The following is a 26512-nucleotide window of genomic DNA, read 5'->3' on the forward strand; positions in this document are numbered from 1 at the left end:
CCCATGGCAGAAGATGCGCCGCGTCGCCAGCCGACGCTCGACGAGGTGGCCGAATACGCCGGTGTCTCCCGCTCCGTGGCCTCCCGGGCCCTCAACAACGCTCCGCACGTCAGCCGCGCCAAGCGTGAGGCGGTCGAACGCGCCGTCCGTCACCTCGGCTACGTACGCAATCCGAGCGCCCGCGCCCTGGCCACCCGGCAGACGGGAGCCGCCGCGCTGGTGGTCTCCGGAGAGGACCCGTCGATCTTCGCCGATCCCTTCTTCGCCCAGGTCATCGTGGGTGCGGCGGAAGCCTTGGAGGAGGCCGATCTGCATCTGATGCTGTGCCTGGCCGCTTCCGACCGAGGGCGCAAACGGGTCGAGGAGCTCCTCCGCTCCAGAGGCGCGGACGGGGTCATGCTGATGGCGCTGCGCGAGGACGATCCACTGGCCCGCAAGGCCGAAGAGGCGCACATGCCGGTCGTGTTCGGCGGCCGCCCGGTCGGATCGGCCCCCCGGTGGTACGTGGACGTCGACAACGTCGGTGGAGCCCGCGAAGCGACCGAGTACCTCCTCTCGCGCGGCCGCAGGCGCGTGGCCGCGATCTGCGGGCCGCTGGACACCGAGGTCGGGCGGGCGCGCTACCGAGGCTACCGGGACGCCATGCTGAGCGCAGGTCTCGATCCGATCCCTCCGTTGGAGGGCGACTTCACCGAGCCCGGCGGAGCCGCCGCCACGGCCGTGCTGCTGGCCAACCACCCTGACGTGGAAGCCGTGTTCGCCGCCAACGACAACATGGCGGCGGGCGCCCTGCGCACCTTGCGGGAGGCAGGCCGGCACGTCCCTGCCGACGTCGCCGTCGTCGGCTTCGACGATCTGGCCGTCGCCCGGATCGCCGATCCGCCGCTCACCACCGTCCATCAGCCCGTACAGGCACTGGGACGGGAGATGGCACGCATGCTCGTCGCCCTCGTCAACGGCCAGGACCCCACGCCGCTGATCCTGCCTGCGCGGCTGGTCGTGCGCTCCAGCGCGTGACGGCCATGGTCCGGGCCGGACGGGAAGGTCCGTAGCCGGCCAGCGGGTGGGGGCGGTCCGGTGATCAGGCCGAGCCAAGACGCGTGGCGGCCGTCAGCCGACCCAGCACGCTCTCGCCCGCCCCGCCGTCCCGGCTCGACCAGTGCACCCGCCCGGCGCGGGTGACCTCCCGAATGATCCGAAGGCCCGGCAACCGGTCGTAGACGCCGCGCGCCCGGGCACGGGCCACCGCCAGGACCCGCGTGCTCATCCGGTAGCTCTCGACGCGCCGGAGCGCCCGGTGACCGACGTAGAAGGTGTAGCCGGCTGCTCGCACGGCCTGGCCGACCTTGCCCGCGTAGTGGTTCCGCTGCTCCGGGGAAGGGAGTTCGCAGGTCAGCAGAGTGCCCCCTTCGCGGGCGATGTGGGCGGACGGGTCGAAGACGACCCGGCGACCTGCTCGGTGCCGCGGCGGGTTGCCTGACCGCTCGCGGCCGACCTGCTCTCGACGACGGCCGGTTGGCCCAAGGGAGCGCCCGGTGGGTGCCAACCCGCTGGACATCGCGCGGGCTCATGCGCGACTGCTCGCCCACGTCCGCAGGGCCGACGTCCACGATCCCCTCGCTCGGGCCCGCCCGTCATCGCTGATGCGCCGTAAGCCTCCCTGCTCGATGGGGTGCGCAGTCGTGGCATGTGGTCACACGTGTGGACTGCCGGGTTGCTCGGGTCACCAAGAGCTGCCGATCCGCGGTTGAATGCCGGTGTGCCACGGAAAGTGGTGGAATTCGGCGAGGACGATCCGAAGGTGCTGGCCGGGGCTGGGTCCTTGGAGCGGGGGCTGGGGTATCCGGATGCGGTGTGCGCGCTGGACGTGGGGGAGGGCTCGGTCACCGCCGTGGTGCACGGAACGGACGTCCACGAGGTGGAACTCACCCTCGGCGGGGGTGACGGGATCTCGGGATGGTGCGATCGCCCGTACGGGCACGGCAGCTTCTCCGGGAAAGCAGCAACCGACCAGGGCCCGCGACCAGCACTTCTCCAGCGCCGGCGTCAGCGGGCGAGGACGCGGTCCAACCAGGCCAGCAGGTCGCTGACGATCTCCTTCTTGTTGGTCTCGTGGAACAGCTCGTGGCGGGCTGCGGGATAGATGAGGTAGGTCACGTCGGTGACGCCGGCCTCGCCGTAGCGTTCGACGAGCAGGTTGCTGCGTGAGAGCTCGGCGTTCAGCGGGTCGTGATCCCCGACCAGGACGCAGATGGGCAGATCCGCCGGGATGCCCTTGGGCTGGGCGAGTGACGCCGAGGCGACGGTGATGTCGGCCATGCCCTGGGCATCGAGGCTGAAGCCGCACATGGGGTCGGCGAGGTAGGCGTCGACGGCCGGTTCGTCCCGGCTGAGCCAGTCGAACGGCGTGCGGCCGGGCTCGAACGCCCTGTTGAGCGCGAGCAACGGGTCTTCTCCCGCCGCGGCCTCCTGCGCCTGTGCCGCGAGCATGACGTCGACCGCAGTAGTGCCGGCGAGGGCGAGTGCGTCGATCAGGTGGGCGTGGTCCAGGACGTACTGCTGCGAGGCGAAGGAACCGAGGCTGTGTCCGAGCAGCACCAGGGGCAGGCCGGGGTGCTGCTCGCGGACGGTCTCCGACAGGGTGACCATGTCACCGACGAGTCGGTTCCAGCCGTCGTCCCCGAGCTGACCGGGCTCGGCATGCCTGCTCAGCCCGTGTCCGCGGTGATCGTTGGCATAGACGGCGTAGCCCTGGGCGGTCAGTGCTGCCGCGAGGGGGGCATAACGGCCGGCGTGCTCTCCCATGCCGTGGGCGATCTGGACGACGGCTCGCGGGGGCGCCTCCGGCTTCCATTCGTGCACGTGGATCTGGACGCCGTCTTCGCTTTCGAAGGTGAACATCGGGTTCCTTGTCTTGGGTACGCGGGCAGCCCTGAGAGCCCGGCCGAGTGGCAGAGGGTGGGCCGGCCCGAGTGGTTCAGGCTCACGGCGGGTGCGGTGTAGGCGGTTGTGGCCGCCGGCCGGTTCAGGCGTGCTGCTCGCCGAGGTAGCCGGCGATGATGCGGGACTGGTCGGCGCGGAGTTCCCGGGCCGAGGCGTGCGTGGTGATCTCGCCGTGGGAGAGGACGTAGCCGCGGTCGGCTATGTCGAGGGCGAGACCGACGTGCTGTTCGACGAGCAGCACCCCGCAGCCGGTGTCGTCGGCGTAGCGCCTGACGATGGGCAGCAGCTCCTCGACGATGATGGGTGCAAGGCCCAGGCTGAGCTCGTCGAGCAGGAGCAGCTTGGGGCCGCGGGCCAGCGCTCGCCCCATGGCGAGCATCTGTTGCTCGCCGCCGGAGAGCAGTCCTGCCTTGCGGTCCTGGAGGCGGGACAGGGCGGGGAAGTAACGCTGGGCGGCCGCCTGGTCCAGGCGCTCGCCCCGGTGCCCGAGGCGCAGGTGTTCCGCCACCGTGAGGCCGGAGAAGATGCCTCGTCCTTCCGGAACGTGGGCGATGCCGAGGCGGGCGCGGGTCGCTGCCGGGATCCTGCCGAGGTCCGTCCCGTCGAAAGTGATCGTGCCGGCAAGGGGGCGCAGCAGCGCGGAGACGGTCTTGAGCGTGGTGGTCTTCCCCGCTCCGTTGGCCCCGAGGAGGGCGACGACCTCTCCCGCGCCCACTTCGAGGTCGATCCCGCGGATGACGGCGGCTCCGTCGTATCCGGCGGTGAGCCCGGCCACCTTCAGGATTGTGGTGCTCATGGTGTCTCCGGTGTGCTGGTGAGGGCCTTGGCGGAGCCACCGGCCGAAGTGCCGGGCGCGGTGGCGGGCTGGACGGCGGACGCCCCGAGGTAGGCGGTCACGACGGCGGGGTCGGTCCGGACCTGTGCCGGTGTACCGGAGGCGATCACCTTGCCGAACTCCAGGACGACGACGTGGTCGCAGATGCCCATCACGAGGCTCATGTCGTGGTCGATGAGGAGCAGCGCGGTACCGGCGTCGGCGACCGCGCGCAGTCTGCGTCCGAGTTCGGCGCTCTCCGTGGTGTCCAGGCCGGCCGCGGGTTCGTCGAGACAGATGACGCGGGGGCGGGCTGCCAAGGCCCGTGCCACACCGACGAGTTTGCGTCTGCCCTGGGACAGCTCGTGTGCCGAGGCGTCGGCCAGGTCCTCGAGTCCGAGGGCCGCGAGGGCCTGAGGGACAGCGGGGTTCGGGGACGGGCGGCGCCCGAAGGTCTCGCCGAGCGTGGTCCACCACGTCGAAGGGTCCGCCGTCACCTGGAGGTTCTCCGCGACCGTGAGGTCTTCGAAGAGTTCGCTGCTCTGGAAGGTGCGGGCGAGCCCTCGTCGGGCCCGTACATGGGGCGGCCGTCCGGTCAGGTCCTTGCCGTCCAGTTCCACCCTTCCGCGGGCGGCGACGAGACCGGTGACCGCGTCCACGAAGGTGGTCTTGCCGGCCCCGTTGGGGCCGATGAGCCCCACGAGTTGGCCCTCGCCGACCTCCAGGGAGACATCGCTGAGCGCGTGGACGCCGCCGTAGCTGACGCCCAACTGCTGGACAGAGAGCACGTTCACGGTGCGACCTCCTTGGCCTCGGCAGTGGTACGGCCGAGGTGGATCTCCGGGGAGCCGACGGCGGATGCCTTGTCGGCCGGTGGTCCCGTCGTGGCCGCCGCGCGTCTCGCCCTCTTCGCCGCCCTCCGGCGGTGGGCGGCGCCCGCGATGCCGTCGGGGTTGGCGATCAGCGTCACGATCAGGGAGACGCCGCCGAAGAGCAGGGCCCAGGTCCCCTTGATCCCGAACCACTTGTCCAGCGCATGGGGCAACAGTGCCTCGGTGGACATCAGCCCCGCGATCACGGCTCCGGACACCATGGTGATGCCGCCGATGTAGGCGAAGCCGATCAGGCCGAGTGCGGCCAGCGCGGTGAACCGGGCGGCGCTGACCGAGCCGAAGTTGTAGCCGTAGAGGGTGCCGGCGGCGCTGGCGATGAAGGAACTGATCGTGAACGCGGCGATCTTGACGGCCCGCACGTCGACACCGGCTGCCGCGGCGGCGCGCTCGTTGGAGCGGACGGCGAGCATCCGCCGGCCGAGTCCGGTGCGCCGCAGGTGGGCGACGTACAGTCCGAGGGCCACGGTGACGGCCAGAACGAGGAAGCCGAACATGGGGCTGGGTTCGTTGCCGTCCAGGCCGCGGAAGTCCGCTTTCGGTCCGAGGTCGATCCCGAACAGGCGCGGCGGGGGCACGGTCACTCCGGCCGTTCCGCCGAACCAGGTGTTGTTGAACAGCGCCTGTTCCATGGCCAGGGCCGCGGCCAGGGTGACGACGGCCAGGCTCACACCCCGCACCCGCAGGGCGGAGACGCCCGCGGCCACTCCGAGCAGGGTGGCCAGCACCATCGCGCCGAGGGCGGAGAACGGGAACGGGATCCCCCACCCGACCGAGAGGTGGGAGAGGACGAAGCCCGCGGTTCCGGAGAGCGCGAGCTGCATCACGGAGATCTGTCCGACGTAGCCGGTGATGACGACGTAGGACAGGACGATGACCATGCCGATCAAGGAGTTCGTGAGTGCCTGGCGGAAGTCGAACGGGAGCACTATCAGTGCGGCGGCGGCGATCGTGGCGGATATCAGAGCGGGACGCAGCAGCCGCTCCGGCAAGGGCACCGCAGGCAGTCGCTGTTCGACGAGTTCACCGCGGCGCGGCAGACCCGCGCCCCGCACGTACAGGGCGACGACCATCAGGGCGAAGACGAGGAGCTGCTGGAGGCCGGGCATGGCGTTGCCGTTGTCGGTCGGGAACCAGCTCTGCGTGGACAGGTAGTACACGATCGACTGGAGCACTCCGATGAGGATGCCCGCGGTGCAGGCGATCCACAGCGAGGTGAACCCGGCGAAGAGGGCGGCGGCCAGGGCCGGGACCACCTGCAGGGGGAGCGTCATGGAGTCGACCTGGACGATGGGCGCGGCCAGGACACCGAGCAGTCCGGCGACCAGGGCGGCCAGGAGGGTGTTGGCCATCGAGACGCTGTTGGGCGACAGGCCTGCCAGCAGAGCGGCCTGTTCGTTCTCCGAGGCCGCGCGGGTGGCCAGGCCGAAGCGGCTCCACCGGTACAGGGCCCCGAGGGCCAGGGCGATCACGACGACCAGTCCGGCCAGGACGAAGCGGTCGGAGGGTGTGGTGATGCCCAGCATGGTGACGGTGCCGGTCGGAAGGATGCTCGGTGCCTGCTGCGGCTGCACCCCGAAGACCAGGAGCACGGTGGCCTGCAGGGTGAGCAGGACGCCGAGGGAGGCCGCGAGTTTGGCCAGGGGCGAGACGGTGCGCAGCGGCTTGAAGACCGCCACCTCTGTCAGGACTCCGACGGCCAGCGCGACTGCGAGCGCCCCGGCGAGAGCGGGTCCCACGGGCAGGGTGAAGCCGAAGAAACCTGTGGTCAGGGCCCAGAAGGCATAGGCCGAGGCCATGGCGACCGCGCCGGTGGACAGGTTGATGATGCCCGAGCCCCGGTAGGTGACCACCACGCCGAGCGCGATGCCGGCGATCAGTGCCCCCTGGCCGAGGCCGAGCACGGTGAAGAGCAGGATCTGTTCCAATTCATGACTCCTGTCATGAGTCCGCGAGTCCGGGAGTCCGCACCGCTGAGGCTGCGTCCGGGGAGGCGTGCAGCCTCAGCGGTGGCGGCGGGGAGGGCGGGGCTCACTGGGGCGGGCGAATCCAGTCGGTCAGGGGCTTGAACTGGCCCTTGCCCTCGTACTGGTAGAACCTCGCCTGGTCGTTGCAGACGGCGGGGGCGTCCGGGTACTTGCCGCACGCGACCTCTGCGGCGCCCATGACGACCGGCCCGGGGAACTTCTTGAGCTGCTCGGTCACCGACGCGGGGGTGATCTTGTCCGGGCCGATGGCGTTGAGCACCTTCGCGTACGTCAGGATCGTGCTCCAGCCCAGCGGCGCGAAGACCTTGGACTGGTCGTCCTTGCTCAGCCCGGCCTGCGCCGAGGCCTTCAGGTACGCCTTGGAGTCGGCGGCCGAGGAGTCCATCGGCAGTGTCTGGGCGACGCCGTACGTCCAGGCGGGCAGGTCCCCTCCGAGCCCCTGGGCGACATCGGGGGACATGCACAGCGGCGTGGAGACCACCGGCTTGGTGACATTGAGCTGCTTCAGTGCCTTGGCGATTCCGACACATCCGCCACCGATGGAGATGGGGACCACGACATCCGCGGTGTTCGCCCCGGCCGCGGTGACCGGGCCGATCAGGTCGGTGGACTGCGCGTCGAATCCGACGGACTTCACCTTCAGGCCGGCGGCCTTCAGACCCTTCACCGCCGCCCCGGAGGCGATCTTGTCGCCGGGGGTGCTCGTGTGGATCACCGCCGCGGTCTTCGCCTTCAGCACGTCACGGGCGTACGTGCCCCAGGTGCCGAAGATGTGCGGCAGGTCGCCGAACGTGCTGAAGGTGTTCTTCGCGGTGGGCATGGTCGGGCCCGTCGCCACTCCGACCAGCACGGGCTTCTTCCCCGCGATCACGGAGTTGAAGGAGGCGTCACCGAGGTAGAGATTGCCGACGCCGATGGCGGAGACCTCCTTGTCGCCCAGCAGTTGCTGGCCGCACTTCTGTCCCTCCTCCTCGGCGGACACCACCGTGCAGACGTTCAGCTTCAGCGGGTGCCCGCCGATGCCGCCCAGCTCGTCATTGACGTACTTCACGGCGGCCCGGGCGCCCAGGGTGGCTTCGGGGTTGCCGCCGGGGCCGCCTTCGACGTTCACCCAGCCCAGCGTGACCGGGTCGAGGCCGGCGTCGGCCTTGCCCGCCTTTCCGTCGACGTAGTCGAGGTAGTCCGTCACGACGTCACTCGCCGAGCGGGAGTCCGAAGTCGCGGAGGAGCCACCTCCGGAGGCGCCGGACGACGAGGGTGCGTCGGTACCCGATCCGCTGCATGCGGCGACGCCCAGCAGGGGCGCCATGGCGGCGGAGACGAGGCCGAGTCTCAGGGGGCGTGAGATCGAGGGCATGCGGGATCCTCCTGGATCGGAAAACGGCAGGGCGGCGTTGCCCGGCACGGCATGCGGGAAAGCAGACGAAGGCAGAGGAAGGCAGGTGGGCGCACCGGGATGACCGGTGCCTCGGACCAGCCCGAGGGACTTCGAAAGGCCAGGTGATCGGCGCTTTCGAGTTCCGTAACTTTCTTACGGATCGGGAATCTAGGTGTACGCTGGCGCCCTGTCAACGCCCCGGTTCACACCGAATTAACGATCATGCAATGGGAGGGGAAGGACATGACGGAGCACGCCGTGAGACGCAGGCTCCCTCGGCGCTCACCCGAAGAGACCCGGGCCCTCATGCTGGAAGCGGCCACCAAGCTCGTCTGCGCCGGTGCCTCCGACACGAGCGAGGAGGCCGTCTCCGCAGCCCTTGCGCACATCCGCGTCAAGCGGGTCACCGAGGAAGCCACCCGCATCATGCGGGAGAGGCTGGGCGACGACACGGCACCGGCGATCACGACCGGATCCATCTACCAGATCTGGCCCGCCCAGGCCGACTTCCAGGCGGATCTCCTCTTCCACCTCACCAGCCGGCAGGCCGAACTGGTCCCGGGGCTGCCGGAGAGCATCCGGCGTTTCAAGGAGGCGGTCGACAGCGGGACGACCTGGCAGGAGGCTCTCAACGACGTCCTGACGGACAACCACGAGAACCACCGTGTGGACCCGGTCTACCGTGTGCTGCTCGGCTTCTACGCCAGTGCCGCGAACCCACGCGTCCGCGATGCCCTGGGGCACTACGGCGAGTCGTTCACCGAGGTCGCCTGCGAGGCGTACCAGGCGCTGCTGGACGCCTACGGGCTGCGCATGCGCGCGCCCTACAAGATCGAACACCTCGCCACCACCATCGCCGCACTGCTCGACGGCTTCCATATGCGCTGGATCGCCGGACATCCCAATCTGGAGGACCCGGAAGGACGGGACCGCTGGTCCCTGGCGACCCGGGCCGCGGTGATGGTGTTCGACCAGTTCACCGAACCGGCGTAGGTGGGTGCGCACGTCCATGCGTCGATGAGCGCGGAGCGTCTGCGCATCGGATCGGCAATCTGCCGTCGGCGTGATCGCCCGTGCAGGCGGTCACGGATGGTCGATGCCCCATGGGTTCGGGGTGGGGCCCCCGGGTGTGCCGCACGCGGTCTTCGGTGGGAGGAGGCGCCGGGCGGCGATTCGGGTGGTGCGGAACGCCGTGTCCGCCGTTGTGGAGGCGGGCGTCAAGTGGCTTGTGGTGGAGGGGAGTTCGGTCCGCGCCAGAGGTCTCCCCGGGTACGCCGCCATGAGGAGGCCGGTGCAGTCGTCGCGTTCCCTCGGTGAGAGGCCCGCGGGGAAGCCGATGGTCCGGGGGCTGCTCCCGTCGGTGGTCAGGCGGAAGCGCAGGACGGACCTCAGGTTCGTCCCCGCCGTCGTGGCGGTGGCCTCCCAGAACTGGACCTGCACCGTGATCGGTTCGCACAGGGGCGCGCCGGTGTGCGGACCGATCACCACCGCCGCGTCCTCGGCCGCCGCCTCGTCGGGGAACGACACCCGCAGCCACTCCGCCCGCTTCTCGGCCGACCAGCCGTCGGCCGCCCGGCAGGCGCCGGCGCCCGCCTGTACTCCGTCGGCCTTTTGGGCCTTCTCCGCGCAGCCGCTGGTCAGCAGCGCAAGAGCCGCCGTCAGTGACGCCAACGACCCGTGGGCGAGCTGGGGCCTGGACATGGTCTCCCTCGATCGGCGGGGGCGAGGCGCCGGCGGCCTCGCTCGGTGGAGGCAGTCTTCGCGGAGCGCGGTGAGGGCCGGGGGGCCGGAAAGGGGCATGTGGCCGACTTGTGATCAACAGGCTCTCGCGGGGCCGGGCCGTCCGTCTCGCGGGAGCGGTTCTGGCGGGGGTCCGGCGGGACTACTTGCTGGTACAGGCGCGGCCGATCGACAGTTTGTCGCCTGATTTCCCATTTGGTTGAACAGTTGTCGATCGCTGTCCACGATTCTCCTGTCCAGTGCCCGGAGGCACGACTTCCGGCCCCGTCGCTGCAGAAGCGAGTCGAGCATGGTGCGCGTCCGTTCGTCCCTGGCCCAGCTGCCCGCCTACGTCCCCGGCCGCAAATTGCCCGGCGCGGTCGCGCTGGCGAGCAACGAGTCCCCGTACGGGCTGCTGCCCGGTGTCGCGGCGCGGCTCGCGGAACTGGCCGGGGGGGTGTCGCGCTATCCCGACATGAGCGCCGCCGCGCTCGTCCGGGCCCTCGCCGAGCACCACGACGTCGACCCCGAGCGGATCGCGGTGGGCGCCGGTTCCTCGGAGGTCTGCGCACAGCTGCTGCACTCGGTCGTCGGGCCCGGCGACGAGGTCGTCTTCGGCTGGCGGTCCTTCGAGGCGTACCCGATCCTCACGGCGGTGGCGGGCGGCACGGCGGTGCGGGTCCCCCTGCGTGCGCACGGGCTGGACCTCGACGCCATGGCCGAGGCGGTCGGCGACCGGACCCGGCTGGTGTTCGTCTGCAACCCCAACAACCCCACCTCCACCGCGGTCGGCGAGCAGGCGCTGCGCGACTTCGCGGACCGGGTGCCGCAGGACGTACTGATCGTCGTCGACGAGGCGTACCGGGAGTACGCCGACCCGGAGCTGGTCCCCGACGCCCTCGCGCTGCTCGGCGACCGGCCGAACGTGGTGGTGCTGCGGACCTTCTCCAAGGCGTACGGCCTGGCCGGGCTGCGGGTCGGATACTGCGTGGGCCCGTCCGGCATCGCGGAGCACGTCCGCAAGACCCAGATCCCTTTCAGCGTCAGCGCGCTCGCCCAGGAGGCGGCGGTGGTCGCCCTCGGCGAGCACGCCGAGGTCGTCCGGCGGGCCGCCCTCACGAGCGCCGAACGGCAGCGGGTGACACTGCGGTTGCGCGACCTCGGCTTCGAAGTCCCCGACTCCCAGGCCAACTTCGTCTGGCTGCCGCTCGCCGGTGACAGCGCGGACTTCGCCCTGCACTGCCTCGGCGGCGATGTCGTCGTGCGCCCGTTCGTCGGCGAGGGCGTCCGGGCCACCATCGGGCTGCGGGCGGAGAACGACGCCCTGCTCGCGCTCGCCGCGAGCTGGAGAGGCTGACGGCCGTGCGTGTGGGGCCGTACGAGCGGCATCGCGAGCTGCTGCAGCAGGCGGTACGGGCCGTGGCGGCCGGTGAGTGCTGCGCACCGTTCACTCGCGCGGGGCGGGGCGGCGCCGACGCGGGCATGAGGTCGGCACGGACCGCGGAGAAGGTGTTCGGCTCGCTGTCGGGCCGCGCCTTCGAACTCGGCCAGCCCGGTGAACTCGGCCGGGTGAGCAGCGAGTCCTCGCCGTACGGGGTCGTCATGGACATCGGCTATCCGCGGTGCGACCCCGCGGCGCTGGTGGCGGCGGCCGGCCGGGCGATGGCCGGCTGGCGGGCCGCCGGGCCGTACCAGCGGGCCGGGGTGGCGGTGGAGATACTGCGCCGGCTGAACACCCGCAGCCACGAGCTGGCGCTCGCGGTGCACCACACCACGGGCCGGTCCCTCTCGGCCGCGTTCCGGGCCGCCGGGCCGCCCGCCCAGGACCGCGCACTGGAGGTGGTGGCCCGCGCGTTCGCCGAATCGGAGCGCGTTCCCGCGGACCTGCGCTGGGAGAGTCCGCGCGGCCGGAAGGAACCGCTGGCGATGGCGGGCACCTGCGCCCTGGCGCCGCGCGGTGTGTCCCTGCTCGTCGGCTGCCCCGAGCATCCCACCTGGAACGGCTGGCCGGCCTTGTTCGCCAGCCTGGTGACCGGCAACCCGGTGATCGTGGCCCCGCATCCCCGATCCGTGCTGCCGCTGGCGATCACCGTGCGCGTCGCGCGGCAGGTGCTGGCGGAGGCCAGGCACGACCCCGACCTCGTCACCCTGGCCGTCGCGGCACCCGGGGAACCCCTGTGGCAGCGGCTGGCCACGGACCCGGCGGTGCGCATCGTCGACTTCACCGGTCCTGCCCGGTTCGCCGACTGGCTGGAGCAACACGCCCGACAGGCCGTCGTGTTCGCCCACCGGACCGGACTGAACACCGTGGTCGTCGACTCCACCGAGGACTACCGCGGCCTGGTGCGCGGCCTCGCGCTCTCCCTGTGCCTGTGCGGCGGAACGGTCCGTACGACACCGCAGAACATCCTGGTGCCGACGGCGGGCATCGCGACCGACGAGGGCCACAAGACCCTCCGCGACCTCGGCGCCGACCTCGGCGACGCCGTCGACCGGCTGCTGGGGCACCCGGTCCGCGTGGCCAGGCTGCTGGGCGCGATCGTCGACAACGAGGTGCGCACGGGACTGACACAGGCCGCGCGGTACGGCGCGGTGGTGCACGCCTCCGGGGCGCTGCACCACCCGGACCATCCCGACGCCGACCTGCGCAGCCCGCTCGTGGTCCGGCTGGGGGTGCGGGACGAGCGGGTCTACGCCCGGGAGTGGCCCGGGCCGGTTGCCTTCCTCGTGGGCACCGACTCGACCTCGCACAGCCTGGAGGTCTTCCGCCGCACGGTCGGCCGCCACGGTGCGCAGTTCGCCGCAGTGCACTCCATCGATCCGCTGGTCCTGGCGGCCACCGAGGCGGCGGCGCTCGACGTCGGCGTCCACCTGGTGGAGAACCTCGCCGACGACCTGCCCGCCGATCCCTCCTCGGCCGCGCCCGAACCGCCGGGCGGCGGGGCGCACTTCGTCACCGGACGGTTCCGGGTGGTGCGCTCGCGCGGCCGCAGCGCCACCGCCGTACGCCCGCCCGGGCGCGACCCCGGGGAACTCGTCGGCGCCTGACGGGCCGGCCGCACTCCGTCGGCCCGGTCGGGACACCTGGGGCACGGTCGGGGCGGCCCGGGGACCGGTCGGCGTGGTCGGGGCCGGCCGGTTCCCCCGGTCAGCCCGTCCAGTCCGCCCCGCGCCCCCGCACCTCGTCGAACACCAGCCAGGTCCGCGTCGAACGCACCCCGGAAACCCCCTGGATCCGCTCCAGCACGACCGAGCGCAGCGCCTCGTTGTCCGGCGCGCGCACCAGCACCAGGACGTCGAAGTCGCCCGTGACCAGGGAGACATGCTCCACGTACGGGATGTCGCGCAGCTCGCGCGAGATGTCCCGCCAGGCGGCCTGCTCGGTGCTCAGGGTGACATAGGCGCTGGTGCCGAGGCCGGCCCGCTTGGGGTTCAGCTGCGCGGTGAAGCCGGTGATCACCCCCTCGGACAGCAGCCTGCCGATGCGTGTGTAGGCGTTGGCACGCGAGATGTGCACCTGTTCGGCCAGGGCGCGGACCGACTGGCGGGCGTCCTTCAGCAGCCGGGCCAGGATCTGGCGGTCGGTGTCGTCGAGCGGGACGGCAGTTCGTCCGGGCACGGGCCCCGCGGGCGAGTCCATCTCAGACACATTGCTCTCCAGAACCTGAGGATTCGACACTTCATCTGCAGTTCACGCGAAGTCTTGAACACATATTCCCTTGTCGTCACCATTCTCCTGTCAAGTGTCCAGAGAAAGCGAGTGCCCTCCATGTCCGTGAAGAGCCTCCGACAGACGGTCCAGGGTCTCCTGCCGTCCCTCACGCCGGTGCGGTTCGTGGCCGAGGACGGCACCGCCGTGGCCAAGCCCCCGGCCGGCTACCGCGAGCCCTCGGTGGAGGTCCTGCGCGAGGCCTACCGGCGGATGGTCCTGGGGCGCCGCTTCGACACCCAGGCCACCGCGCTCACCAAGCAGGGGCGCCTCGCCGTCTACCCCTCCAGCCGGGGCCAGGAGGCCTGCCAGGTCGGTGCCGTGCTGGCGCTGCGCCCGGACGACTGGGTGTTCCCGACCTACCGGGACTCCGTCGCCCTGGTCACCCGTGGCATCGACCCGGTCGAGGTACTCACCCTGCTGCGCGGCGACTGGCACTGCGGCTACGACCCGGCCGCCACCCGCGTCGCCCCCCAGTGCACCCCGCTGGCCACCCAGGTGCTGCACGCCACCGGCATGGCCGAGGCGCAGCGCCGCAAGGGCGAGGACGGCGTGGCGATGGCCCTGATCGGTGACGGCGCCACCAGCGAGGGCGACTTCCACGAGGCACTGAACTTCGCGGCCGTCCTCCGCGCGCCGGTCGTCTTCTTCGTCCAGAACAACAAGTACGCGATCTCCGTCCCCCTGGCCCGGCAGACCGCGGCACCCGCCCTCGCCTACAAGGGCATCGGCTACGGGGTGCGCTCCGAGCAGGTCGACGGCAACGACCTGGTCGCCGTGCTCGCGGTGCTCACCGACGCCGTCGCGCACGCCCGCGCCGGGCACGGCCCCGTCCTGGTCGAGGCGCACACCTACCGCATGGACGCGCACACCAACGCCGACGACGCGACCCGCTACCGCGACGCCGAGGAGGTCGAGCGCTGGGGCGCCGCGGACCCCCTCAGCCGACTGGAGGCGCACCTGCGGGCCCGTGGCGCCCTCACCGACGCCGACACGGCGGCCGCACGGGAGGAGGCGGAAGCCCTGGCCGCGGACCTGCGTACCCGCATGAACACGGACACCACCGCCGACCCGCTGGAGCTGTTCGACCACGTCTACGCCGAGCCCACCCCGCAACTGCGCGAGCAGCGCGCCCAGTTGGCGGCCGAGCTCGCCGAGACCGCCCTGACCCAGGAGGACTGACCCATGGCCGAGACCACCGAGGCCACCGGGCTCACCGCCACCACCGAGCCCACCAAGGTCACCATGGCGCAGGCGCTCAACACCGCCCTGCGCGACGCCCTGCGCGAGGACGACCGTGTGCTCGTCTTCGGCGAGGACGTCGGCCCGCTGGGCGGCGTCTTCCGCATCACCGACGGACTGACCCGCGACTTCGGCGAGGAGAGGTGTTTCGACACCCCGCTCGCCGAGGCCGGCATCGTCGGGCTCGCCGTCGGCATGGCGATGGGCGGCTTCCGGCCCGTGGTGGAGATGCAGTTCGACGCCTTCGCCTACCCGGCGTTCGAGCAGATCGCCTCCCACGTCGCCAAGCTGCGCAACCGGACCCGGGGACGGCTCTCGCTGCCGCTGGTGATCCGCATCCCGTACGCGGGCGGCATCGGCGGGGTCGAGCACCACTGCGACTCCAGCGAGGCGTACTACGCCCACACCCCCGGCCTGAAGGTCGTCACCCCGGCGACGGCCGAGGACGCGTACTGGCTGTTGAGGGATGCCATCGCCGACCCCGACCCGGTGGTCTTCCTGGAGCCGAAGAAGCTCTACTGGTCGCGCGAGGACACCGACCTGGCCCGGCGCGGCGCGCTGCCGTTCGGGCGGGCGGCCGTACGACGGGAGGGCCGCGACGCCACGGTCGTCGCCTACGGGCCGTCGGTCCCGGTGGCCCTGGCCGCGGCCGAGGCCGCGGCGGCCGAGGGCATCGAGCTGGAGGTGGTCGACCTGCGCACGATCGTCCCCTTCGACGACGAGACGGTGACGGCCTCCGTACGGCGGACCGGGCGCTGTCTGGTCGTGCAGGAGGCTCAGGGTTTCGCCGGGGTCGGGGCGGAGATCGCCGCGCGCGTCCAGGAACGCTGCTTCCACTCGCTCGCCGCACCCGTCCTGCGCGTGGCCGGCTTCGACATTCCCTATCCGCCGCCGAAGCTGGAGCACGCACATCTGCCCGGCGTCGACCGGATCCTCGACGCCGTCGACCGCCTTCAATTCGGCGACGAACCGGACACCCTGCATCTTGTGAAGGGAGCGGTCGCATGACCACCGCAACGCGTCCGGAGCAGCTGTTCCGGCTGCCCGACCTCGGCGAAGGGCTGACCGAGGCGGAGATCGTCGAGTGGAAGGTCGCCGTCGGCGACACCGTGACCGTCGACCAGGTCGTGGTCGAGGTCGAGACCGCCAAGGCCGCGGTCGAGGTGCCGGTCCCGTACGCGGGCACGGTGCTCCGGCTGCACGCGGAGGCGGGCACGGCGCTGCCGGTGGGGGAGCCGCTGATCACCGTGGGGGCGGGAGTCCCCGCCGTGGCCGACGGGTCCGCGGGCGGGCCCCGGCCCGAGGAGGCGGGTGGCGCACCGGAGTCGGTGAGGGCGGCCGACGCGGCGGCCGAGCGTTACCGGGAGGAGGAACAGGCCGGATCCGGCAATGTGCTGATCGGCTACGGCACCGGCCACGGCCCGACGACCTCGCGCCGCCGTCGCCGCGCCGCCGCGGCGGCGGGCCCGTCCCTGGGCGCCGCGCCTGCCGGAGCCGCCGGGAGTGCTGCCGGTGCCGCCCAGCGATCCGGAGCGGTCGACAGTGCCGCACCGGCGAGCAACTCCGTATCCGCGTCGCACGCCGCACGGGACACCTCGGCCACCGCCACCCCCACCGCCGCCCCAGCGCATGCCCCCGGGTGATCTCGCCCCTCGTGCGGAGGATGGCCCGGGACCACGGCGTCGACCTCGGCGGCTTGTCACCGTCGGGGCCGGCGGGAGTCGTCCTCAGAAGGGACGTCGAGCAGGCCGTCGCCCGGGCTGCCGGGCAGGCCGCGAGCCCGAGCCCGGCCCACGAGGCCGCGGCCCCCGTCCCCGCACCGCAGGAGCCGACCACGGCGGCCGGTCCCGAGCGCATCCCCCTGCGCGGAGTCCGCCGCGCCGTCGCCGACAAGCTCTCCCGCAGCCGGACCGAGATCCCCGACGCCACCACCTGGGTCGACGTGGACGCGACCGAGCTGCTGGAGGCCAAGAAGGCGCTGGAGTTCGCCGGTTCCGGCACGCGCATCGGGCTGTTGGCGCTGTTCGCCCGTATCTGTGTCGCAGGGCTGCGCCGCTTCCCCGAGCTGAATTCCACGGTCGACACCGAGCGCCGGGAGATCCTCCGCCACGACCAGGTGCACCTGGGCTTCGCCGCCCAGACCGAACGCGGGCTGGTCGTCCCGGTCGTCCGCGACGCCCACCTCATGTCGACCGTCCAACTGGCCGCCGAACTCGCCCGGTTGACCGAGCTCGCCCGCGGCGGGAACCTGCCGCCGTACGCGCTGACCGGAGGCACCTTCACCCTCAACAACTACGGGGTGTTCGGCGTCGACGGATCCACACCGATCATCAACCACCCGGAGGCCGCCCTGCTCGGCGTCGGCCGCCTCGTCGACAAACCATGGGTCGTGGACGGCCGGTTGACGGTCCGCAGGGTCACACAGCTCTCCTTCAGCTTCGACCACAGGGTCTGTGACGGCGGCGTGGCCGGTGGCTTCCTGCGCTTCGTGGCCGACTGCGTCGAGCAACCGGCGATCCTGCTCGCGGACGTCTGATCCGCCGGCCTCACCCGTAGGTGCCCACCCCGGTCCGTCGTCGGCTCCGGGCCCGACGCCTCGCAGCCCCTTCCTCCCAGCCCCGCCTGCCTCCGCCCCCTGGCGGACCGCACCCACCGACCTACCGAACGTTCGGCCAGGAGTACCCGATGCCCACCGATTTCCACGCCCGCCACGCGGACCTGCTCCAGCAGGCCGTGGAGCACGCCGCCGCCCGCGGCTACTGGACGCCGTACCCGGAGACACCCAGCACCTCCGCCTACGGAACCGAGGCGCCCCACCAGGGCGAGGCCGCCTTCCGCGCCCTCCTCGGCAACCCCTTCCCCCTCCAAGGACACCCCGGCGCGGGCACCGTCCCCGCCACCGAGTTCTCGCCCTACGGCTTCCCGCTCGGCGTCAGCTACCCCTACCTCGCACCCGACACGGCCGTCACCACGGCCAAGGCCGCCGCCACGGCATGGCGCGCCGCGAGCCCCGACACCCGGGCCGGGGTCGCGGCCGAGATCCTTGCCCGGCTGAACGCGGCGAGCTTCGAGATCGCGCACGCCGTCCAGCACACCACCGGCCAGCCGTTCGTGATGGCCTTCCAGGCAGGCGGCCCGCACGCCCAGGACCGCGGGCTCGAAGCGGTGGCGTACGCCTGGTACGAGCAGAAGCGTCACCCGGCCACCACCCGCTGGAGCAAGCCGCAGCGCCGGGGCGGCCCGCTCGCCATGGACAAGACCTACACCCCGGTCGGACGCGGCGTCGCCGTGCTGATCGCCTGCAACACCTTCCCCACCTGGAACGGCTACCCGGGCCTGTTCGCGAGCCTGGTCACCGGCAACCCGGTCATCGTCAAGCCGCACCGGCGGGCCGTACTGCCGCTGGCCATCACGGTGCGCATCGCCCGCGAGGTCCTGGCGGAGGCCGGATTCGACCCCGACGTGGTGCTGCTCGCCGCCCAGCGCCCCGGCGAACGCACCGCCCCCGCCCTGGCCACGCACCCCGACGTGCGCATCGTGGACTTCACCGGGTCCAGCGAGTTCGGCGACTGGCTGGAGACCAACGCCCGCCAGGCCGCCGTGCACACCGAGAAGGCCGGACTGAACACCGTCCTCGTCGACTCCACCGACGACTACGCCGGACTGCTGCGCAACCTGGCCTTCTCGCTCGCCCTCTACAGCGGTCAGATGTGCACCACCCCGCAGAACATCCTGGTCCCGCGCGAGGGCTTCACCACCGACCAGGGGCCGCGCACGGCCGACGAGTTCGCCGGCGACCTGGGCACGGCGCTGGACAACCTGCTCGGCGACCCCGCGCGCGCCGCCGGCACCCTGGGCGCGATCGTGAACGAGGGCGTCCTGAACGGGCTGGAGGAGGCGGCGACGGTCCTCGACGGCCGTATCGCGCACCCCTCCCGGACGCTGGTGCACCCCGAGCACCCCGAAGCCGTCGTCCGCACCCCGCTGGTGGCCCGGCTCGACGCCGGGGCCGACGAGAAGATGTATACCAGGGAGTGGTTCGGACCTGTCGCGTTCGTCATCGGTACCGACTCCACCGCGCACGGCCTGCGGCTCCTGCACCAGACAGTCCGCCGCCACGGCGCGCTGACCGCCTCGGTGTACACCACCGACGCAGACGTGCTGGAGGCGACCCGCGAGGCCGCGTTGGACGCGGGCGTGCACCTGTCGGAGAACCTGACCGGCGCCGTCTTCGTCAACCAGTCCGCCGCCTTCAGCGACTTCCACGGCACCGCGGCCAACCCCGCCGCCAACGCCGCCCTCACCGACCCGGCCTTCGTCACCGGCCGCTTCTCGGTGGTCCAGTCCCGCCGCCACGCCCCGCCGAGGAGCCCGCCCATGTCTGACGACGTCTTCCTGATCGACGGCGCGCGCACCCCCCAGGGCCGCTACGGCGGCGCACTGGCCAACGTACGTCCCGACGACCTGGCCGCCCTGGTGGTGGGTGAGGCCGTGCGCCGCGCGGGGATCCCGTCCGAGGCCGTGGACGAGGTGGTCCTGGGGGCCGCCAACCAGGCGGGTGAGGACAACCGGGACGTGGCGCGCATGGCCGTACTGCTGGCGGGGCTGCCGCACACCGTCCCCGGCTACACGGTCAACCGGCTCTGCGCCTCCGGGCTGACCGCTCTCGCGAGCGCCGCCCAGGCGATCCGCTCCGGGGAAGCGGACCTGGTGGTCGCGGGCGGGGTGGAGTCCATGACCCGCGCCCCCTGGGTGATGGCCAAGCCCGGCACCCCCTGGGCCAAGCCGGGGGAGGTGCACGACACCTCACTGGGCTGGCGTTTCACCAACCCGCGCTTCGCCGCCGCCGACCGGGCCGTGCCCGCGGGGGCCGGTCCCGAGACGGTCAAGGTGACCCTCACGATGGGGGAGACGGCCGAGGAGGTCGCGGCCCTGCACGGCATCACCCGCCTCGAGTCCGACGCGTTCGCCCTGCGCAGTCACCGGCGGGCCGTGGCGGCACAGGAGGCGGGGCGCTTCGACCGCGAGATCGTGCCGGTCCCGGTGAAGGACGGCGAGGTCACCCGCGACGAGGGGCCGCGTCCCGGCACGACGCTGGAGAGGCTCGGCGCGCTGCGGACCATCTTCCGCGAGGACGGCATCGTCACCGCCGGCTCCTCCTCGCCGCTGTCGGACGGCGCCGCCGCCCTGGTGGTCGCGAGCGCCGAAGCCGTACGGCGGTACGGGCTCACCCCGCGGGCGCGGATCGTCACGTCCGCGTCGGCGGGCGTCCAGCCCCACATCATGGGCCTCGGCCCGGTGCCCGCCACGCAGAAGGCCCTGGCCCGCGCCGGATGGCAGGCCGGTGACCTGGACGCGGTCGAGCTGAACGAGGCCTTCGCCGCCCAGGCGCTGGCCGTCGCACGCCGTCTCGGGCTCGACGAGGAGCGGGTCAACGCCGACGGCGGCGCCATCGCGCTCGGCCATCCCCTCGGCTGCTCCGGTGCCCGCATCCTGCTGACACTGCTCGGACGGCTGGAGCGCGAGGACGCCCGCCGGGGCCTGGCGACCCTGTGCGTGGGAGTCGGCCAGGGCGTCGCCATGCTCGTGGAGCGGGTGTGAGCACCGCCTACGAGACGCTGCTCGTCGAGGAGCGAGAAGACCGGGTCGTCGTCACCCTGCACCGGCCCGAGGCCCGCAACGCCATCAGCGGCCGCATGATCGCCGAACTGCACGAGGTGTGCGCTCTGCTGGAAGCCGATCCGAAGCTGCTGCTGCTCACCGGGCACGGCGGTGTCTTCGCGGGCGGCGCAGACATCGCCGAACTGCTGCGACGGGGCCGCGACGAAGCCCTCCAGGGCATCAACAGCCGCCTGTTCGAGCGCGTGCGCCGACTCCCCATGCCCACGCTCGCGGCCGTCGACGGCTGGGCCCTGGGCGGCGGCGCCGAACTGGCGTACGCCTGCGACCTGCGCATCGCGGGTCCGGACGCCGTCTTCGGCAACCCCGAGCCGGGGCTCGGCATCCTCGCCGCGGCCGGGGCCTGCCGGCGGCTGCCCGAGCTGGTCGGCGAGTCGGTGGCCAAGCACGTGCTGCTGGCGGGGCGGAACCTCGACGCGGCCGCGGCACTGGCGGCGGGGCTGGTCATCGACGTCGTACCGGCGGAGAAGCTGCTGGACGGGGCGCACGCCCTGCTCGACCGGATGGCCCGCTCCTCCGCCACCGCGCTGCGGCTGACGAAGCTCGTCGTCGACGCACCCGGCGCCCATCCCGTCGTCGACGACCTGGCGCAGGCCGTGCTGTTCGAGGGAGAGGACAAGAAGGACCGCATGACACGCTTCCTGGAGAAGAGGAGCCGGGCATAACCTCAGCACCCGCAGTCGTCGGGGTCATCGGCGGCGGCCGTATGGGCGCCGGTATCGCACAGTCCTTCGCGACGGCCGGTTCGGCCGTGACCGTCGTGGAGAGTGGCGAACAGGCCGCGGCCGCGGCACTGGACCGAGTCGCCGCCGGACTGAGAAGAGCAGCCGAACGCGGCGCACTGGACGAGCCCGCGGAGGAGGTGCTGGCCCGGGTGACGACGGTGCCGTCCGTCGACGCCCTGCCCTCGCACGCCGATCTGGTCGTCGAGGCCGTCCCCGAGGACGCAGCGCTCAAGGCCCGGCTCCTGGCCGCCGCCGAGCGGGCAGTGAGCCCCGGCACCGTACTGGCCAGCAACACCAGTTCCCTCTCGGTCACCGATCTCGCCGCCGCCCTCACCCGGCCCGACCGTTTCCTGGGCATGCACTTCTTCAATCCGGTGCCCGCCTCGGAACTGGTCGAGATCGTCGTCACGCCCGACACCGGGACCGACACCGTGGAGGCGGCCCTGGGTTGGACGCGCTGCCTCGGCAAGAAGGACGTCGTCGTCCGGGACTCGCCCGGCTTCGCCAGCAGCCGCCTCGGCCTGGCCCTGGGTCTGGAGGCGATCCGCATGGTCGAGGAGGGCGTCGCGGAACCGGACGCCATCGACGACGCCATGCGGCTCGGCTACAAGCACCCCATGGGGCCGCTGCGCCTGACCGACCTGGTCGGACTCGACGTACGCCTCGCCATCGCCGAGCACCTGCACGCCACGCTCGGCGAACGCTTCGCCCCGCCCCGGCTGCTGCGGGAGAAGGTCGCCCTTGGCGAGCTCGGCCGCAAGACCGGAAAGGGGTTCTACACATGGCAATGAGCGCCACGAACCGGCCTTCGGCCGACGAGACCGGGCACGGCATCGGCTACACCCTGGACGGCGGCGTCGCCGTCATCGAACTCCGAAGGCCCTCCGCGGGAAACGCCCTGGACGTGTCGTTGCGCGCCGGACTGATCGCCGCGGTACGCCGGGTGCGCCAGGACGGCGACCTCGTCCGGGCGGTGCTGCTCACCGCCGAGGGCCGGCACTTCTGCGTCGGACAGGACCTCAAGGAGCACGCACGGGCGCTGGAAAGCGCACCCGCCTCCGCCTTCGCCATCGTCCGGGACGAGTACAACCCGCTCGTCGAGGAACTGCGCACGCTGCCGCAGCCCGTGGTCGCGGCCGTCGAGGGTGCCTGCGTCGGAGCGGGACTGGGGCTCGCGCTCTGTGCCGACCTACGGGTCGCCGGAGCCGGCGCCCGCTTCGCGACCGCGTTCACCGGGATCGGCCTGGCCGCCGACAGCGGTCTGAGCGGGGCCCTGGCGCAGACGGTCGGTCCGTCGCGGGCCGCTGCCCTGATGCTGCTCGGCGACCGCTTCGACGCGGAAGCGGCGCAGCGGTGGGGCCTGATCCACAGCGTCGCGCCGGACGGCGGCGCCGCTGCGGAGGGCCTGGCTCTGGCCAAGCGCCTCGCCGCCGGTCCCACCGCCGCGTACGCCGAGGTCAAGGCGCTCCTCCGGGCCGACGGAGCGCCCTTGCCCGTCGTCCTGGAACGCGAAGCGGCGGCCCAGGAGCGACTGGGTTCCACCGAGGACCACCGGGCTGCCGTACGGGCCTTCCTCGAAGGCCGGCAGCCGTCCTTCGCCGGACGCTGACCCGACTGCGGCACCTGCCGTAGCACGGGGAACTCAACCATGACACAGGTCGAACGAATGTTCGATAGGGAAGGTAGGGGAGATGTCCGCGACATACGCCGACGCGTCGGCGGGCCGCGCAGAGCCGGAGCTCCAGGAGCATTTCGAGGCGACGATCGCGCGGGACCAGCGGATCGAGCCGCGTGACTGGATGCCGGAGGGGTATCGCCGGACCTTGGTGCGGCAGATCGCGCAGCACGCGCATTCGGAGATCATCGGCATGCAGCCGGAGGGGGAGTGGATCACGCGTGCGCCGTCGCTGCGCCGTAAGGCGATCCTCTTCGCCAAGGTGCAGGACGAGGCGGGGCACGGGTTGTATCTGTACTCGGCGGCGGAGACGCTGGGTGCCGATCGCGCCGACCTGACGAACCGGCTCATCGAGGGCCGCCAGAAGTACTCGTCGATCTTCAACTACCCGACCCTGAGCTTCGCCGACGTCGGGGTGATCGGCTGGTTCGTGGACGGGGCCGCGATCTGCAACCAGGTGCCGCTGTGCCGCAGTTCCTACGGGCCGTACGCGCGCGCCATGGTGCGGATCTGCAAGGAGGAGTCGTTCCATCAGCGGCAGGGCTATGAGCTGTTGCTGACGATGATGCGCGGTACCGGCGGGCAGCGGGCGATGGTGCAGGACGCGGTGGACCGCTGGTGGTGGCCGTCGCTGATGATGTTCGGTCCGCCGGACGACAACTCGCCGAACTCGGCGCAGTCGATGGCGTGGAAGATCAAGCGGCACTCCAACGACGAGTTGCGGCAGCGGTTCGTCGACATGACGGTCCCGCAGGCGGAGAAGCTCGGCGTCGCCCTGCCCGACGCCGAGTTGTGCTGGAACGCCGAGCGCGGCCACCACGACTTCGGCACCCCCGACTGGGCCGAGTTGGCCAGGGTGATCTCCGGCGACGGGCCCTGCAACGCCGAGCGCGTCGCCCGGCGCCGGGCTGCCCATGAGGAGGGCGCCTGGGTCAGGGAGGCGGCCACCGCCCACGCCGCCAAGCAGGCGGCCCGTACGCAGAAGGGAGCGGTGGCATGACCACCGAGAAGAACGACTGGCCGCTGTACGAGGTGTTCGTGCGCGGCAAGCGCGGTCTGAACCATGTCCATGTGGGCTCGTTGCATGCCGCCGACGACCGTATGGCGCTCACGCACGCCCGTGACCTGTACACCCGCCGTAACGAGGGCGTGTCGATCTGGGTCGTGTGCAGCGAGTACATCGCCGCCTCCACCCGTGACGAGAAGGACCCCTTCTTCGAGCCGAGCGCCGACAAGGTGTATCGCCATCCCACGTTCTATGACATCCCCGACGACGTCCCGCACATCTGAGGAGCAGGGAATGAGTGACGACCACGTCTACCTGACCCTCGCCGAGGGACATGAGGACGACACCCGCTGGGCGTACGGCACCGGCTTCGAGGACCCCCTGCACGGTGTGGACACCACGGTGCCCGGCGGCGTCGACAGCGGCGAACTGGCCGCTGTCTGTGTGGCGTTGGCGGACGACGCCCTGGTCTGCGCCCAGCGGCTCGCCGAATGGACCACGCGCGCGCCCGAGCTGGAGGAGGAGGTGGCGCTGGCGAACATCGGGCTCGACCTGCTCGGCCAGGCCCGTCTGCTGTACTCCCGTGCCGGGCAGGTCGACGGCACCGGGCGTGGCGAGGACGCCTACGCCTACTTCCGCGACGCCGGCGACTTCCGCAACGTACGCCTCGCCGAACTCCCCTGCGGAGACTTCGCGTTCTCGATCGCCCGGCTGCTGGTGCTCTCCGCCTGGCGCCTCGCGCACTTCGAGCGGCTCACCGCCTCCGACGATCCGGTGCTCGCCGCGATCGCCGCCAAGGGTGTCAAGGAGCTGAGCTACCACCGGCAGTACGCCGCCGAATGGGCCGTACGGCTGGGCGACGGCACCGCCGAGTCGCGTCACCGGATGCGGGACGCGCTGGAGCAGGTCGCGCCGTACATGGAAGAGCTGTTCACCGCGTATGACGTCCGGGACGAAGTCGGAGCGGTGCTGAAGCAGGTCACGGAGGCGGCCGGACTGTCGATGCCGGTCTACCGGCCGCTGTCCGGCGCCGGCCGCGACGGCAAGCACGGCGCGCACCTCGCCCCGCTGCTGGCCGAGTTGCAGAGCGTGGCCCGTGCCCACCCGGACGCGACATGGTGACCGTACTGACGGATGTGCGCCGTGCCCGTCGCATCGCCGCGTCCGTGCCGGATCCCGAGCTGCCCATGCTGACCCTGGCCGACCTCGGCGTGCTGCGGGGCGTCGAGGCCGGTGAGGACGGGACGGTCGTCGTCAGCCTCACCCCGACCTACTCCGGCTGCCCGGCCATGGCCGAGATGCGCGCCGACGTGGCCGCGCGCCTCACAGCCGCCGGATACGCGCACGTCCAGGTGCGCACGGTGCTCGATCCGCCCTGGACCACGGACTGGATCACGCCGAGCGGCCGCCGCACCCTCGCCGAGCACGGCATCGCGCCCCCCGGACCGGCGCCGCGATCCTCCTCCGGCCCGGTGCCGCTGACGCTGTCACCCATCCGCCCGGCAGTGCGGTGCCCCTTGTGCGGCTCGGCCGACACGCAGGAGACCTCCCGCTTCGGCGCCACGTCCTGCAAGGCACTGTGGCGCTGCCGCGCCTGCCGCGAACCCTTCGAGTACGTCAAGGAGATCTGATGGAGGACCTGCTGCCACCCGGCACCTCCGCCCCCGCGCCCGTGCGGCGACGCCGCCCGGCTTTCCATCCCCTACGCGTGGCCGCCGTGCAGCGGCTGTGCGAGGACGCCGTCGCGGTCGGCTTCGACATCCCGGACGACCTGGCGGAGGAGTTCGCCTTCGCCCCGGGCCAGTCGCTCACCCTGCGCCGCGAGGTCGACGGGCGGGACGAGCGTCGCTCCTACTCGATCTGTTCGCCGGTGGGCGCACGGCCCCGCATCGGGGTGCGCGAAGTGCCCGGCGGGCTGTTCTCCTCCTGGCTGGTCCACGACGTACGGCCCGGCGACACCCTGGAGGTGATGGCCCCGACCGGTGCCTTCACCCCCGAACTCACCGCGCCCGGCCACCACGTCCTCGTCGCGGCGGGGTCCGGCATCACACCCATGCTCTCCATCGCCGAGTCGGTTCTCGCCGCCGACGACCGCTCGCGGGTCACGCTGTTCTACGGCAACCGCCGCACCGGATCGGTCATGTTCGCCGACGAACTCGCCGACCTGAAGGACCTCCACCCGGCCCGCTTCCAGCTCGCCCACGTCCTCTCCCGCGAGCCGCGCGAGGCCGAGGTGCTCTCCGGCCGCCTGGACGCCGATCGCCTCTCCGCCCTCATCGGCGGCCTCGTCGACGTCATCGCGGCGGACCACTGGTGGCTGTGCGGACCCCACGGCATGGTCCGCGACGCGCAACGGGTCCTGGCCGACCTGGGGGTGCCCGACACCCGTATCCACCAGGAGCTGTTCCACGCGGACGACGCACCGGTACGGCAGACACGGCACGAGGAAGCCGTCGCCGAGGGCCCCGTCAGCCTGGTCACCGTCACGCTCGACGGCCGGTCCACCACCGCCGCGCTGCCCCGCGCGGCGACGGTGCTGGACGGTGCCCAGAAGACGCGCCCCGACCTGCCCTTCGCCTGCAAGGGCGGCGTGTGCGGCACCTGCCGCGCCCTGGTCACCGAAGGGGAGGGCGACATGCGCCGCAACTTCGCCCTCGAAGCCGCAGAGGTCGAGGCCGGCTATGTGCTGACCTGCCAGACCTTCCCCGTCTCCGAGACGCTGACCGTCGACTTCGACAGCTGAG

At 72.1% G+C, this 26512-nt stretch carries 23 protein-coding genes and 2 pseudogenes; 17 read left to right on the forward strand and 8 right to left on the reverse strand.

Annotation, left to right across the window (positions count from 1 at the left end):
• The first annotated feature begins 3 nt into the window (after nt 1–3).
• Nucleotides 4–1017 carry a LacI family DNA-binding transcriptional regulator gene (locus tag E4N62_RS20415; RefSeq protein ID WP_230216421.1) on the forward strand — a complete coding sequence of 338 codons (1014 nt, stop codon included), beginning with the start codon at nt 4–6 and terminating at the stop codon, nt 1015–1017.
• Between the two features lie 64 nt (nt 1018–1081).
• On the opposite strand, the gene E4N62_RS20420 is transcribed toward E4N62_RS20415, so the two are convergent.
• The 6 genes from E4N62_RS20420 to E4N62_RS20445 form a co-directional block, all read right to left on the reverse strand.
• Nucleotides 1082–1558: a hypothetical protein gene (locus tag E4N62_RS20420; protein ID WP_230216423.1), complete on the reverse strand. Its 477-nt coding sequence runs from the start codon at nt 1556–1558 to the stop codon at nt 1082–1084.
• Nucleotides 1559–2046: 488 nt separating this feature from the next.
• A complete protein-coding gene (locus tag E4N62_RS20425; RefSeq protein WP_230216425.1) occupies nt 2047–2901 on the reverse strand; it encodes an alpha/beta hydrolase in 855 nt (284 codons plus the stop codon).
• 124 nt (nt 2902–3025) lie between these two features.
• Nucleotides 3026–3739, reverse strand: a complete 714-nt coding sequence (locus E4N62_RS20430; RefSeq protein WP_230216427.1) for an ABC transporter ATP-binding protein — start codon at nt 3737–3739, stop codon at nt 3026–3028.
• Nucleotides 3736–4551, reverse strand: coding sequence for an ABC transporter ATP-binding protein (locus E4N62_RS20435; RefSeq protein WP_230216429.1), 816 nt, complete (start codon nt 4549–4551; stop codon nt 3736–3738). The genes E4N62_RS20430 and E4N62_RS20435 overlap by 4 nt, the downstream gene beginning before the upstream one ends.
• Complete coding sequence (locus E4N62_RS20440; RefSeq protein WP_230216431.1) at nt 4548–6575, reverse strand: ABC transporter permease; 2028 nt, start codon at nt 6573–6575, stop codon at nt 4548–4550. Before E4N62_RS20440 ends, E4N62_RS20435 begins: the two co-directional genes overlap by 4 nt.
• A 103-nt stretch (nt 6576–6678) precedes the next feature.
• Nucleotides 6679–7992, reverse strand: coding sequence for an ABC transporter substrate-binding protein (locus E4N62_RS20445; RefSeq protein ID WP_230216433.1), 1314 nt, complete (start codon nt 7990–7992; stop codon nt 6679–6681).
• A 279-nt stretch (nt 7993–8271) separates the two neighbouring features.
• Between E4N62_RS20445 and E4N62_RS20450 the strand changes: the two genes are divergently transcribed.
• Entirely contained in the window at nt 8272–9006 is a 735-nt protein-coding gene (locus E4N62_RS20450) for a hypothetical protein (protein ID WP_230216435.1), read from the forward strand.
• A gap of 90 nt (nt 9007–9096) precedes the next feature.
• Here E4N62_RS20450 and E4N62_RS20455 read toward each other — a convergent pair whose 3' ends face one another.
• Nucleotides 9097–9714: a hypothetical protein gene (locus tag E4N62_RS20455; protein ID WP_230216437.1), complete on the reverse strand. Its 618-nt coding sequence runs from the start codon at nt 9712–9714 to the stop codon at nt 9097–9099.
• 328 nt (nt 9715–10042) lie between these two features.
• Here E4N62_RS20455 and hisC point away from each other — a divergent pair, with 328 nt between their 5' ends.
• Together hisC and E4N62_RS20465 are read left to right on the forward strand one after the other, a co-directional pair.
• The gene (hisC, locus tag E4N62_RS20460) at nt 10043–11089 is read left to right on the forward strand and encodes a histidinol-phosphate transaminase (protein ID WP_230216439.1); all 1047 of its coding nucleotides are present in this window, start codon (nt 10043–10045) and stop codon (nt 11087–11089) included.
• Nucleotides 11077–12780: an aldehyde dehydrogenase family protein gene (locus tag E4N62_RS20465; RefSeq protein ID WP_374117033.1), complete on the forward strand. Its 1704-nt coding sequence runs from the start codon at nt 11077–11079 to the stop codon at nt 12778–12780. The genes hisC and E4N62_RS20465 overlap by 13 nt, the downstream gene beginning before the upstream one ends.
• 100 nt (nt 12781–12880) lie before the next feature.
• On the opposite strand, the gene E4N62_RS20470 is transcribed toward E4N62_RS20465, so the two are convergent.
• A complete protein-coding gene (locus tag E4N62_RS20470; protein WP_268269665.1) occupies nt 12881–13372 on the reverse strand; it encodes an Lrp/AsnC family transcriptional regulator in 492 nt (163 codons plus the stop codon).
• Nucleotides 13373–13501: 129 nt separating this feature from the next.
• Between E4N62_RS20470 and pdhA the strand changes: the two genes are divergently transcribed.
• The 13 genes and pseudogenes from pdhA (at nt 13502) to paaE (ending at nt 26511) form a co-directional block, all read left to right on the forward strand.
• Nucleotides 13502–14623 carry a pyruvate dehydrogenase (acetyl-transferring) E1 component subunit alpha gene (gene pdhA / locus E4N62_RS20475; protein WP_230216445.1) on the forward strand — a complete coding sequence of 374 codons (1122 nt, stop codon included), beginning with the start codon at nt 13502–13504 and terminating at the stop codon, nt 14621–14623.
• Nucleotides 14624–14626: 3 nt separating this feature from the next.
• Nucleotides 14627–15691 (forward strand): alpha-ketoacid dehydrogenase subunit beta, encoded by a 1065-nt coding sequence (locus E4N62_RS20480; RefSeq protein WP_230216447.1) that lies wholly within the window; start codon nt 14627–14629, stop codon nt 15689–15691.
• Nucleotides 15688–17219, forward strand: a pseudogene (locus tag E4N62_RS20485) (dihydrolipoamide acetyltransferase family protein). The gene E4N62_RS20480 and the pseudogene E4N62_RS20485 overlap by 4 nt, the downstream one beginning before the upstream one ends.
• A gap of 149 nt (nt 17220–17368) precedes the next feature.
• A pseudogene (paaN, locus tag E4N62_RS20490) lies at nt 17369–19042 on the forward strand (phenylacetic acid degradation protein PaaN); the annotation flags it as partial.
• 18 nt (nt 19043–19060) lie between these two features.
• On the forward strand, nt 19061–20284 hold the full coding sequence (locus E4N62_RS20495; RefSeq protein ID WP_230217035.1) for a thiolase family protein: 1224 nt from the start codon (nt 19061–19063) through the stop codon (nt 20282–20284).
• Nucleotides 20281–21027 carry an enoyl-CoA hydratase/isomerase family protein gene (locus E4N62_RS20500; protein WP_230216449.1) on the forward strand — a complete coding sequence of 249 codons (747 nt, stop codon included), beginning with the start codon at nt 20281–20283 and terminating at the stop codon, nt 21025–21027. Before E4N62_RS20495 ends, E4N62_RS20500 begins: the two co-directional genes overlap by 4 nt.
• On the forward strand, nt 21024–21878 hold the full coding sequence (locus E4N62_RS20505; protein ID WP_308185405.1) for a 3-hydroxyacyl-CoA dehydrogenase family protein: 855 nt from the start codon (nt 21024–21026) through the stop codon (nt 21876–21878). The genes E4N62_RS20500 and E4N62_RS20505 overlap by 4 nt, the downstream gene beginning before the upstream one ends.
• Complete coding sequence (locus E4N62_RS20510; protein WP_230216453.1) at nt 21869–22696, forward strand: enoyl-CoA hydratase/isomerase family protein; 828 nt, start codon at nt 21869–21871, stop codon at nt 22694–22696. Before E4N62_RS20505 ends, E4N62_RS20510 begins: the two co-directional genes overlap by 10 nt.
• 82 nt (nt 22697–22778) lie before the next feature.
• Complete coding sequence (gene paaA / locus E4N62_RS20515; RefSeq protein ID WP_230216455.1) at nt 22779–23762, forward strand: 1,2-phenylacetyl-CoA epoxidase subunit PaaA; 984 nt, start codon at nt 22779–22781, stop codon at nt 23760–23762.
• Nucleotides 23759–24052 carry a 1,2-phenylacetyl-CoA epoxidase subunit PaaB gene (paaB, locus tag E4N62_RS20520; RefSeq protein WP_230216457.1) on the forward strand — a complete coding sequence of 98 codons (294 nt, stop codon included), beginning with the start codon at nt 23759–23761 and terminating at the stop codon, nt 24050–24052. Before paaA ends, paaB begins: the two co-directional genes overlap by 4 nt.
• Before the next feature lie 10 nt (nt 24053–24062).
• Nucleotides 24063–24890, forward strand: coding sequence for a 1,2-phenylacetyl-CoA epoxidase subunit PaaC (paaC, locus tag E4N62_RS20525; protein WP_230216459.1), 828 nt, complete (start codon nt 24063–24065; stop codon nt 24888–24890).
• The gene (paaD, locus tag E4N62_RS20530) at nt 24884–25399 is read left to right on the forward strand and encodes a 1,2-phenylacetyl-CoA epoxidase subunit PaaD (protein ID WP_230216461.1); all 516 of its coding nucleotides are present in this window, start codon (nt 24884–24886) and stop codon (nt 25397–25399) included. Before paaC ends, paaD begins: the two co-directional genes overlap by 7 nt.
• Entirely contained in the window at nt 25399–26511 is a 1113-nt protein-coding gene (paaE, locus tag E4N62_RS20535) for a 1,2-phenylacetyl-CoA epoxidase subunit PaaE (protein WP_230216463.1), read from the forward strand. The genes paaD and paaE overlap by 1 nt, the downstream gene beginning before the upstream one ends.
• Nucleotide 26512: the final 1 nt, after the last annotated feature.

The organism is Streptomyces sp. MNU76, assembly GCF_020982545.1.
Lineage (GTDB): Bacteria > Actinomycetota > Actinomycetes > Streptomycetales > Streptomycetaceae > Streptomyces.